We start from the raw sequence: 2,455 nt of genomic DNA, 5'->3' as shown, positions 1-2,455 counted from the left end.
CCGGGTCGGCAGGTAGCCGAGGCGGGTGGAGACCTCCTCCGCTGCCGTGCGGACCGCCCGTGCGACCTCGGCGAGGCGGGGCTTGGCGAGGCGGAAGGAGGGGCCGGAGGCGCTGATGGCCGCCACGACCTGGCCGTTGTGGGCGAAGACCGGGGCCGCGACCGCGTTCAGGCCGGTCTCCAACTCCTCGACGGTGCAGGCGTACCCGTCCTGCCTGGCGGTCTCCAGCTGGCGGCGCAGGCGGGCCGGATCGGTGACGGTGTGGGAGGTGAAGCGTTCCAGCGGCTCGGCGAGGCGCTGGGCCAGCGCGGGCTCCGGCAGGTGGGCGAGCAGCACCTTGCCGCTGGACGTCGCGTGCAGCGGCGTCCGCTGTCCGACCCAGTTGTGCGTGGTGATGGCCGAAGGCCCGAGCACCTGCTCGATGTTGACCGCCGCGTCGACGTCGAGGATCGCCACGTTGATGGTCTCCGCGACCTCGACCGCGAGCCGCTCGCAGACCGGGCGGCTCTGCTGCGAGAGGTCCAGCCGCACCGTCGCCGCGCCCGCGAGGCGCACCAGGCCGAGGCCGAGGCGGTACTTGCCGCGCTCGCCGGGCTGTTCGACCAGCCCGCGCAGTTCCAGTGCCGCGACCAGGCGGAACGCTGTGGACTTGTGCACGCCGAGCTCGGCGGCGATCTCGGTGACGCCGGCCTCGCCGCGGGCGGCCAGCAGTTCGAGGATCGTGACCGCTCGGTCCACGGACTGCACGGGGGACTCGACAGGCTGCACACCGTTGCTCATGGCGCAACAGTATGCCTCGGTGTCGGGCGTGCGGGACCTCTTGACAGTACTTCAGTGCGAAGAAACCATGTTGCGTATACCGCATCCTGTTGCGTGATACGCGACACTCTGGAGGTTCCGAGTGATCACGGTCTGCCGGATCGACGACCTGCCCCCCGGCGAGTCCCTCCGCGTGACGGAGGGCGTCCCCGCTCCCGTCGCCGTCTTCAACGCCGACGGCGTCCTGTACGCCGTGGACGACACCTGCACGCACCAGGACGCGTCCCTGGCCGACGGATGGCTCGAAGGCTGCCTGGTCGAATGCCCCCTCCACGCGAGCTCCTTCGACCTGCGCACCGGCCGGCCGACCTGTCTGCCCGCGAAGGCGGCGCTGCGCACCCACCGCGTCGAGGTCGTGGACGGCCTCGTGCTGCTCCACGTCACCGCCGCCGACGCCGTCATCGAGCCCGCGTGACCGGCCCGAGAAGCGTCCTCGTCGTCGGGGCCTCGCTCGCGGGCCTCAGCGCCGTGCGAGCCCTCCGGGAGGAGGGCCACGAGGGGGCGATCACGGTCGTGGGGGAGGAGCGCCATCTGCCCTACGACCGCCCCCCGCTGTCCAAGCAGTTCCTCACCGGCGGACTCGACGCCGAGGCGCTCGCGCTCGGCGACGCGGAGGAGTACCAGGACCTCGGCGCCGACTGGCTGCTCGGCGTGCGGGCGACGCGACTCGACCCGGCGGCGCGGACGGTCGCCCTGTCCGACGGACGTGAGCTGCGCGCCGACGCCATCGTGATCGCGACCGGCGCCACCGCGCGCACCCTCCCCGGCGCCCAAGGGCTCGCCGGGGTCCACACCCTGCGCACACTCGACGACGCCGAGGCGCTGCGCGCCGAACTCACCACCGGCAGGCCCGCGGTCGCCGTCGTCGGCGCCGGCTTCGTCGGCGCCGAGGTGGCCTCCTCCGCACGCGCCATGGGCCTGGACGTCACCGTCATCGAGGCCGCGGAGACGCCCCTGGAGCGGGCGCTGGGACGGGAGATGGGCCTCGTCTGCGCCTCGCTCCACGCCGACCACGGCGTCCGGCTCCTGTGCGGCGTCGGCGTCGCCGCACTGGAGGGCACAGGCCGGGTCACCGGCGTGCGGCTGGCGGACGGCCGTCTGGTCCCCGCCGACGTCGTCGTGGTCGGCGTCGGGGCCCGCCCCGCGACCGACTGGCTCGACGGGTCCGGACTCCGGATCGACGACGGCGTCGTCTGCGACGCGGGCTGCGCGACGGACGTCCCCGCGGTGGTGGCGGTGGGCGACGTCGCCAGCTGCCTCGACCTGTTCACCGGCGGCCACGCGCGCGTCGAGCACTGGACCAGCGCGACCGAGCAGCCGAGGACCGCCGCCCGCACCCTGCTGACCGGCGTCTCCGCGCCGCCGCCCGCCGCCGCGCCCTACTTCTGGTCCGACCAGTACCGCAGCCGCATCCAGTTCGCCGGCCACGTCCGGCCCGGCGACGTGCCGCAGGTCGAAGAGGGCGAGCTGGACAGCCGCCGCTTCACGGCCGTCTACCGGCGCGAGGGCCGACCGGTCGCCGTTCTGGCGGTCGATCAGGCCCGGGTCTTCGCCCGCCTGCGCCGCACGCTCACCCCCGCCGTCGTCGCCCTTCCCCGCCCCGCCTGACCGGAGGAAGCCACGTCATGAGCCTGTT

General features: G+C 74.2%; 3 protein-coding genes. 2 read left to right on the top strand and 1 reads right to left on the bottom strand.

Going from position 1 to position 2,455, the window contains the following annotated elements:
• The coding region (locus TR50_RS42120) for an IclR family transcriptional regulator (RefSeq protein WP_084701937.1) at nucleotides 1–747 on the bottom strand (747 nt) is incomplete at its 3' end.
• Nucleotides 748–901: 154 nt separating this feature from the next.
• On the opposite strand from TR50_RS42120, the gene TR50_RS42115 reads away from it, so the two are divergent.
• Both TR50_RS42115 and TR50_RS42110 read left to right on the top strand, forming a co-directional pair.
• Nucleotides 902–1,234, top strand: a complete 333-nt coding sequence (locus tag TR50_RS42115) for a bifunctional 3-phenylpropionate/cinnamic acid dioxygenase ferredoxin subunit (protein ID WP_042436051.1) — start codon at nucleotides 902–904, stop codon at nucleotides 1,232–1,234.
• Nucleotides 1,231–2,427: an NAD(P)/FAD-dependent oxidoreductase gene (locus TR50_RS42110; protein ID WP_042436048.1), complete on the top strand. Its 1,197-nt coding sequence runs from the start codon at nucleotides 1,231–1,233 to the stop codon at nucleotides 2,425–2,427. Before TR50_RS42115 ends, TR50_RS42110 begins: the two co-directional genes overlap by 4 nt.
• Nucleotides 2,428–2,455: the final 28 nt, after the last annotated feature.

Source organism: Streptacidiphilus anmyonensis (genome assembly GCF_000787855.1).
Taxonomy (GTDB): domain Bacteria; phylum Actinomycetota; class Actinomycetes; order Streptomycetales; family Streptomycetaceae; genus Streptacidiphilus; species Streptacidiphilus anmyonensis.
Note: the sequence above shows the minus strand (reverse complement) of the source record. Positions and strands in the feature narration are given on the sequence as shown.